Annotated in this window: 6 protein-coding genes; all 6 read right to left on the bottom strand. The window is 63.7% G+C overall.

Annotated features, from left to right (window positions below; genetic code table 11):
• Positions 1-221 precede the first annotated feature (221 nt).
• A complete protein-coding gene (locus K3A84_RS20115; protein ID WP_225011273.1) occupies positions 222-671 on the bottom strand; it encodes a hypothetical protein in 450 nt (149 codons plus the stop codon).
• Positions 658-2,499, bottom strand: a complete 1,842-nt coding sequence (locus K3A84_RS20110) for a site-specific integrase (RefSeq protein ID WP_225011272.1) — start codon at positions 2,497-2,499, stop codon at positions 658-660. Before K3A84_RS20110 ends, K3A84_RS20115 begins: the two co-directional genes overlap by 14 nt.
• On the bottom strand, positions 2,496-4,322 hold the full coding sequence (locus K3A84_RS20105; RefSeq protein WP_225011271.1) for a site-specific integrase: 1,827 nt from the start codon (positions 4,320-4,322) through the stop codon (positions 2,496-2,498). The genes K3A84_RS20110 and K3A84_RS20105 overlap by 4 nt, the downstream gene beginning before the upstream one ends.
• The gene (locus tag K3A84_RS20100) at positions 4,294-5,433 is read right to left on the bottom strand and encodes a tyrosine-type recombinase/integrase (RefSeq protein WP_225011270.1); all 1,140 of its coding nucleotides are present in this window, start codon (positions 5,431-5,433) and stop codon (positions 4,294-4,296) included. Before K3A84_RS20100 ends, K3A84_RS20105 begins: the two co-directional genes overlap by 29 nt.
• 120 nt (positions 5,434-5,553) lie before the next feature.
• A complete protein-coding gene (locus tag K3A84_RS20095; protein ID WP_225011269.1) occupies positions 5,554-6,522 on the bottom strand; it encodes a M28 family peptidase in 969 nt (322 codons plus the stop codon).
• A 4-nt stretch (positions 6,523-6,526) separates the two neighbouring features.
• On the bottom strand, positions 6,527-8,128 hold the full coding sequence (locus K3A84_RS20090) for a hypothetical protein (RefSeq protein ID WP_225011268.1): 1,602 nt from the start codon (positions 8,126-8,128) through the stop codon (positions 6,527-6,529).
• Positions 8,129-8,406: the final 278 nt, after the last annotated feature.

Genomic DNA, 8,406 nt, shown 5'->3' with positions numbered 1-8,406 from the left:
TGTTCTGTCCTGCTGGGGTGTGTATTATTTGAAGTAATAGATTGATTAAGCATTGAGATTCCTCGCTTGAGGTAAGAGGGCGCATCATTGGGCTGCGCGCAGCTCAGAGTGGGCTCCTCTCTCTGGCCGCATCAGCCCCGCTGGTGCGCAGCCGACCTCTCCCTCTGGCCGCCGGGAAGCGGCGGCCATTCGACGGTAACGGTCGCGGATTCAGGTCCGGATCAGGCTGGGTTTTCGGGCTCGCCGGGCCGCAGGCGCACCGGGCGCCGAGCATCCGCAAGCTGCTGGAGCAGTTGGGCGTTCTGCTTTTCAGCGCGGGCCAACCGGTTTTCCGCCTCGCGGGCGCGCCGAAGCAGACCGGCATTTTCGGTTGCCATTGACGCGAGCTGGCTTTCAAGGTCACGGATCTTGATGGCATCCCCGCGAACGGCATCGTCCCGTTTGTCGCGCACCGCAGTGCGTGCATCGGATACGGCACGGATGTCATCGAGTATGTCGGTATGGCCGACGTAGAGGACATTGCGCCCGACGCCGGCTTCGCGCGCGACGGCAGCGGCGGTAATAGGAACCGAAGGCGTGCGGACAGATAGCGCCTCGAGCGCAGCACGCAGCTTCGCCTTGGTCCGGGCATGGCGGCGCTGTTGGGGCGTCATGCCGTCATGCCTGTTCATCTGTTCCCTCCGTCCCGTCGAGCATGGCAAGGAGGCGTCGGCACTCGTCGGCGCGCGCCGTGGCCAGCGCCCGGCTTTCCGGGTCCAGGTCGCTTCTTTCGAGAAGAGCAAGATTCCGGCTCAACCGCCCGGCCCATATCGGCCGATGCTTTTCGGTGACGACGAAGTTGGCGCAGGTGACGCAAGTGCTCTGGGTGCGAAGCACGGGATTAGGCTCGCGGTCGGATCCGAGGCAGGCTGAGGTTTCGCGCCGGTAGAGGCAGTAGCCCCAGTCGCAGACGCCAAGACGCATGTCCGTTTCGGCGAGAAGTTGCGTGATATAGGCGTCGATGTCGCCACCTTGGGTCCGGCCGCGGAACGGCGAACGCTCGGCGAGCATCCTGCCAGCCTTTCCCGCAAGCCGCGGCGCCACCAGCAGGTCCTCCAGTGCCGCCCGAGTGTCGGCGATGGCCTGGTCGTCGACCAGCGCGACGAGTTCGAAGTCGGTCCCAACATAACCCCGGTCGGTCATTGCACGGGTGACATGGCCGAAGTGCTTGGCAAGCGCGGCAAGACCCGTGCGGTCCCGCCGGCCAACGAACTGCGCGAAGGTTCTTCGGCCCTGGTGGGTCGTAAGGTGCCACTGCTCGCCCCGATGGCCCGGAAGATCGATCATCGGCGCAAAGCCGGTGTTCAGCCGCTTGACGATGGCGGGGATGCTCATTGTGTGGATGGGCAGTGCCGATGCCCGCAGGGCGGTTCCGGGTTTTTCCTGCACCAGCCACAGCTGCCGTCCACCATGGATTGTTCGCCACGGGCCGGAGAGCCGTTCGAGAACGGCAATGGCACGGATCACGGGTTCGGGTACAACCCAGCGATGCGGCAGACCTTCCGGCCCCGGTGCCCCCTTGCGGATGGCACCGTGCAGATAGGCATAGCGCTGCCCATCCTCGCCATCGTGCCACTCGATGCAGCCGGTCTCGAGCGCGAGGATTTCGGAAGCCCTCGCGCCAACCAGATAGGCGATGACGATGAAGCAGGCGTCGTAGAGCCTGAGGATGCGGTCGTTCAGCCCGTCGATGGGCCGTTTGGTGAGCATCTCGGGCTGGCCAGGGCGCATTTCCATGGGCGGCTGCGATTGCAGATAAACGGTAGCCCGGTAGGTCTGCCCGCCATATTGGCATCCCTCCCGCTTGGCATCGTCGTAGATCGCCTGCGCGGCTTCGCGCATTTCCATGATCTGATCGGCAGGGTCGCCGATCAGATGCAGTGCCGCCGATATCAGCGGAACCGCGATCACATCCGGCGTGTGCGGTTTCTTCTTCCCGTCGGACCAGTTGCCCAAGCTCATCAACTTCGGCGGGGGTTCCAACGGGGCGTCTACGAGCTTGTAGCGCTGCTCGTAGAAGGCTTTGATGATCCAGTGGTAGTTGCGTGCAGTACCGCAGGCGAGGCCGCGCTCCCCGATGTCCGCGAACAGGTCTTTGATCGCCGCACGATCAAGCTGATCCCAGCCTTCAAGCCGGTTTTCCGCCATCCACGACACGATCACCCGCAGATAATTGGCATAAACTGTGAGGGTATGGAGAGCGACCGCCTGCCTGCCAGCTGGCGGATCGGCGTGAAGCGACCAGATGAGCTGTTTGGCTGGCCCGCTCAGTCGATGCCATCGATCGTCACTGAACCGGCTGCCATCGGGCATCCTGAACGACCAGTCGATTCTGAAGGCGCGGTCCCGAACGCCCGGCACGTCGCGCGCGAGTTGCCACTGGTCGTCCGCATAGGCCGATTCCGCCGATACGCGCATGGGCAAGCTCGGCGTTGCCACGATCTGCGGAAGCGTGCTCATTCGATATCCGGTAGCGCTGGAAGTCGGCATGCCAGCCCTTCGGCTTCATCCCGCAGGTTGGCCGGGAAGACGGGCAGCAGGTCTTGATCGAGCACTCGCAGGCTCGGTGCGTAAAACAGGTTCCATCTGTCGGCATCGATGCGATCCCGGGCGTCCAGCAAGTGACGTTGAGCCTGAAGAACCCGAGCGCAGTGTTCGGCATCGAGGGGAACGATTAGCCCGGGGCATGTCAGGCAACCACCCAGATGCCGACAGACACGCGTGCCGCCGGTGCCGTTCGCTTCGAGAGGCATCATGCAGCGATGACCGAACAGGGCGGTGACGGGGCCGGAGATTTTCGCTGGGGCGCTGGTCTCCTCCTGCTCCGGCGCCGTCACCCAGGCCACCATCATCCCCTGGAGCCGTGCGATCGTTTCGCGCTCGAGCCGGCGCGCCGCCGGCCCTTCCACATAAGCATCGGTTATCACCGGATCGCGGTGATTGAGGATAGCGGCGGTTGCCAGGAGATCGCCGCCGGAGGCCAGATAATGCTGCGTCGCAACGCTGCCCCTCAGCTGGCCGGGAGCGAAGCACGGCAAGGACCGCCGAGGGCGCTCGGGATGATCCCGATTCCATTCGGCGATGCGTTTGTTGGCATCCGTTATGAACAGATCGATCCGCCCGTTGAGCGTGCCGTAGGGTATCAAGCTGGCGGGCTTGTCGTGCTGGCGATGCCGCGAGGTCGTAAGATAGTGGACGAGGAAGAGCCGCTCCCGATCCTGATCCGGCACATGGGGTCTCAACGGCTCGGTCATCGCCAGCAGCATTTCGATGAAGCGCGGTGCCGAACGGGACTTTCGAACATCGAACGAGCGGCGCTGGATTTTCGGATTGGGCGCGGTCTTGTGCTTGAGCCATTCGACCAGCACCCGGTTGTCGTCGATCGGATGGGCAACAAGGCAGTCGCGCCGGATCAGACGGAGCGGGTCAGGGTTGGCCGCAAGCTGGATGGCAAGCGCAATGTAGAACGGCACGACCGTCCGCGTGGTCAGATGATAGTACTCAGCGATCCCGCTTCGCCAGCCCCAACGCAGCAGCCGGCTGTGCGCCACACCGGCCTCGCGAAGCTGCTGCCAGGTTGGTGCGATGCCGCCGGTAAGTCGGTGAAGGCGCCAGATGGCACTGTCCAGGCTCTCGCCACGTGCGGCGCGTGATGGCGGATCGGGCGTGGCGATGATCGCCTGGCCGCGTTGGAACGTCGCCCATGCCGCGTCGATTTCCTCGTAGCAAGCCATGAGGATGGCTTGCAGATCCTCTTTGGGCAGCCGCGGCTTGGAGTCGTGGATCCGGCTGCCAGGAACCGGATTGTAAGGGATCGCGAGCACCGACCCGAAGAGGTTCGGATCGGCCTGCTCGGCCCGCTCCAGCAACGGGCGGATCAAGCCGAGCTGCGTCGCTATCGTCGGGCGCTTGTACCGTTTCCCTTGCTCGTCGGGTCGGGCGAGGAAGGCAAGATAGCGCTGCATCGTGCCGGCATTCACCTGGCCTGCGCTGGTCACATCCTCGCTCGCGAGGAACCCGGCGAAGCGACGCAGGGCAAGCCACCGGGTATACCGGGTTCGAAGGGTTGCACCCGCATCGTTCAGCCGGAAGGCGGCCATAAGCGGGCCGACCATGTCAGGCGGCAGGCCCAGCGCGGCGGGATCAAAGCGCTGGACGCTGCCATCGCTCGCATCGCGGAAGATGACGGTTGTCGTCGCGGCAACCGGGTCGGCGGCGGCGGTCGGGCGCCGGATGCGCCGATCGATCCGCCGATCATTTGGCATCGGGGATGAGCTCGCCATAGAGCCATGCCAGGCTCTCCGAGAGATCGCGGTCATGGACCTCGACGCACCTGAGGTAGATCGCGGTCGTTGCGATCGACCGGTGCCCCATCAGCACTTGCAGAATTTTCAGCGGATTGAGATCGGGATTGTTGCGCGCCTGCTGCTGAAGGCGCGCCAGCATCACCATCGCGAAGGTATGGCGCAGCCAGTGGAAGCTGCCCTTGAGGCCGACCTCGGCAAAGCCCTTCGCGAACAGCGCCGTGAGCCGTTTGCGCGACAGTGCCGCCCCAAGTGTGGTGAGGAGAAGATTGGCCGGTGGCCGGTATCGCCTGTCACGCGCAAGCGCGCGCCGGATGATGCGGGCACGGTCTTCGCCGGCATACCAGTCGGTGCGGTCGATCAGGCGGATCGGCGGATAGACCGTGCGGGACCTGTTCCCCTTGGTGATGCGCAGCGGGATGCCAACGAGCGGCTGTTCTTCGGCGGACAGCCGGTGACTGTCGGGGACCATGTCGAGGGTCATCCCGCAGATTTCCATACGGCGCAGACCCGCCGTAAGTGCCCACTCGGCCGCGAGGCGCGGGGCGGGACCAAGGTGCGCGAACAGGCGATCGAGTTCGGCGGCACGGAGCGGTCGCGGCAGTTTCTCAGGCGCCGACAAGCCAAGCATGTTTGTCGCCGCCAGGCGAGGTCCGCCGCCATCCTCCTTGAACACCGGGACCATGCGCTCGCGGCGCCGGAAGGGAAGCTCGGCGACCATCCCCTCCTCCAGCGCCCATTCGTAGAACCGGCAGACGCTCATCACCCGCGCATTGATCGTCGTGCGCTCGTAGGGCCGAGCCGTGTGAGAACTCGGATTTTCGATCATGCGGTCACGATAGGCACCGATCACACCCTCATCGACCGACCGCCAGTCGAGTTCCGACTGTTCCAATGTGTCGAACCAGTCATAGATATGCTCGGCATAGGTTCGCACGGTATCCGGCGCGCAGTGGCGGCCGCGACTCGATGCGTGTTCCAGCAGCCACGCAAAGGCCGGCTCGATAATCGCCATATTGGCATCGAACAGGATCGGGAACCCGGCAGGTATCCCCGGCACGTCGGCAACAGCACGGATGATCGAGACCACTGCGCGCCTCCCCTCCGCTGGTGGAGTCCGAGAAGCGCCTTAACAGAAGAACGGCATCATCAGGCCGCGCATGCGATACGGGGATCGTTATTCGGGCTATTCTGCAAGCAGCGCCGAACATCATGATGCCATGAGCGGGCGATAGCCAAAGTCATGATCCATTTCCTCTTCCCAGGCGATCATCCGGAAGTCATCGAGGCTGACGCCGCACTGCTCCAGCATCCGGGCGGCCAGCTGCGGATACTCCGCCACTGCTGCGGCGAAGTCGCCCTGCTCTCCGCGATAATTTCCGAACCAGCCCCAGCGATCATCCTCTTGTATCGCAGGATCGCGCTCGATAACGAGCCGGGAAGCATCGAGTTTGAGCATGGCGGCGAGCAGCTTCTCGCAATGCCCGACGTCGAGCGTTTCCCTGGGACCGTGCTGACCGTGATAGCCCACCGACAGGTTGGTGCATTCGGGGATGAGCCCCGCATATTCGTTGGTGTCGGTAAAGATGCCGGTGTCGTCGGGAACGTACCGGAAGTCCGGGTTCAGGCCATTGAGGGTGGATGCCAGGCTGACAGCAAAGGCATCCGAGCAGGTCCGCCCGTAGCTCTGGTGCGTGATGACGTCGCCGTGGCCGGCACGATCAAAGGCGATGGCAGCATCAATGTCCTTCAACAGTTCAGGAGTATTGCGCTGGATCCAACAGGACCCAAGGCAGCCTTGTTCCTCACCGCGGTGGAACAGGTAGAGGCCGGGTCGGCCCGCAGCGATCATGTTGAGCATGATCCACACGCCCGCGCCATCATCGGCTCCGAGCGACATGCCCGCCTTGCCGTTGTGCAAGCCGGCGATCCCGCGCTTGTCGATGCCCACATCCTGCTGCCCGCCGCGGGCCGCGACGGTATCAACGTGGCAACTCCACATCACGCGGGGCCTGTCGCCGATGGTGAGCATCCGGTTGCCGAAGGCGTCTGCGGTCATGCCGGGAACCCGGTCGAGATATTCGCGGCAGAAGGCGCGTTCGATCATGCTGTCATGGGGACGTGCCCACGACAGGATTTCGAGCAGGCCAGCCCGGCCTGCAACATCATGGTAGGTCATGGGATCAGGCTCCTGCGTGGGAGGGGGCCGCAGCCGAAGGCGCTGCTGCCATCGCGATGAAGGGAAGGAAGTTGTCGAGAACGACGGGCCGCTGATGACGAACGTCCTCGGTGCCTGCACCATTGTGCGGCTCATCGGCATCGTGTTGGAGTGCTTCGAGACGAAGGCGCTCTGCTTCGCCTTGCTCGCGCCTCAGCCGCTCGTCCCGTGCACGCTCTCCGGCAGCCTGCCACTTGGCAACGTCGGCATGGATCGCGGCCATTTCGACGTGGAACTGGCGGTAAGCCAGCACATGGGCATTGGCGAAAGCATCGTCGTCATCGTCGATCGGCTCGGGCAGATGGTCATCGGACAGCCATTCGCCGTGATATTCGGTGAGATCTTCCGCGTGGAACCATTCGCCGGAGGCATCGCAACGATGGCAGCAACTGCTGGCCCACCATTCGCCGCGATCTTCAACATAGACGGCGCCGTAATCCCCGGCATCGTCCTCAAGCACCGTATCCGCGCCATGGTCGTGATGAACGGTGATGAAGGATTCGGCATCGCTATAGCGTTGCTCGTTGTGATCGCAGTAAATGGTGTGGTTGTCGTAGCAAGAGTAGCACCACTCTTCGGATGACCCGTCGGCGTAATAGACCTCGTCGTGTGGCCTGCCGTCATCGTCGCAGCGTGGGCAATACCACGGGTTATGCCCCAGACCGTTGGTGCTTTTGGACGAGATGCTTCCCTGGCCGATAACGAGGTATTGGCCATCGTCGGCAAGATCGTCGCCTCCATCGATGTAGGGAACGACGAAGCTGTCATCGTCCTCGATGCGCCGGATGCGCGCGCCGTTCAGGCTACCTTCGCTGTAGCCAGCGCCCTCGAGAAGCAGTCTGAGGCGGGACACGTCACCGTAGATGCTGGTGTAGATCTTGCGGCTCGGCCAGACGATGCTGCGTGCCCTCGCATCCTCGCGCGAACCGATATAGGCGAGCGCCGTGTCGGGGCCCGCATAGACCCGGGTCGGATGGCACAGACTGTCAAAGTCGCGGGCTGAATGAGCCATGCAGCTGCTCGGACCGCCGACATAGACTTCTTCGATTTCGTCGGCGTCCTGGGTGATCTTGAGGGCGTCTTCCTCCAACTGCACCGAGAGCCTGGCGCACCAGCCCTCGATCGCGTTGTTGTCCAGATGTTCGGAGAAGAAGCGATTGAGGTAGCGGCCGGGCGACATCACCAACTGGCGGTCGACCTGCCCCTTGGCGGCGTTCTCGGTGAACGCGATCTTGCCCGCCTGCTCGGTCGAGACATGACAGAAGTGCTCGTCGTGCCGGGCCTGGTACCAAGGTTCGTCATGCCAGGGTGTGGGTGAGTAGGTGCCGTCAGCAAAGCGCAGCTTCTCGCGGATTTGCCAATCGACATCGCCGATTTCGGTGCCAGCAAGCGCGATGCGGAAGCAAGTGTCGGGCGTGCGCTCGAGCAAGCGCTTCCGGGCCGCCTCGGCTTCTTCGAAGCTCGGCCAGAGATATTGCTGGTCGCCGGTCGGCGCCAAACAGAACTCGATCGTAATCGGTCGCCACTCGGTAGCCGAGTGCGGGTACAGGATTTGGAACTGTGCCATGGACGTGACTCCACGCAGCCACGCGCGATGGCGCGGGCTGGATTGTTGGGTTGGGATCGCGGGGGATCGCGGGGGTTCAGCGAGGAAGCGGCAGCACCACGTTGATTACGGTGCTGATGACCTGCGCTCGGTTCGCCTCAAGCGGCTAAGCGATGGGTTCCGGGCGTCGCTGCGCGACGCGAGGGACAGGCCGACCACCGCCAGCTTTTTGGGTTAGCGCGGCGGTCGGCCTGCCCCTCATCGCGAGCAAAGGATACAGTCTGGCCAGGCGGACCTAA

It is taken from the genome of Novosphingobium percolationis, from assembly GCF_020179425.1.
Classification (GTDB): Bacteria; Pseudomonadota; Alphaproteobacteria; order Sphingomonadales; family Sphingomonadaceae; genus Novosphingobium; species Novosphingobium percolationis.
Note: the sequence above shows the minus strand (reverse complement) of the source record. Positions and strands in the feature narration are given on the sequence as shown.

Bases quoted from the DNA above. Each gene is read 5' to 3' on its own strand.
- K3A84_RS20115 (WP_225011273.1), bottom strand. From the start codon at position 671: ATGAACAGGCATGACGGCATGACGCCCCAACAGCGCCGCCATGCCCGG.
- K3A84_RS20105 (WP_225011271.1), bottom strand. From the start codon at position 4,322: ATGGCGAGCTCATCCCCGATGCCAAATGATCGGCGGATCGATCGGCGC.
- K3A84_RS20110 (WP_225011272.1), bottom strand. From the start codon at position 2,499: ATGAGCACGCTTCCGCAGATCGTGGCAACGCCGAGCTTGCCCATGCGC.
- K3A84_RS20095 (WP_225011269.1), bottom strand. From the start codon at position 6,522: ATGACCTACCATGATGTTGCAGGCCGGGCTGGCCTGCTCGAAATCCTG.
- K3A84_RS20090 (WP_225011268.1), bottom strand. From the start codon at position 8,128: ATGGCACAGTTCCAAATCCTGTACCCGCACTCGGCTACCGAGTGGCGA.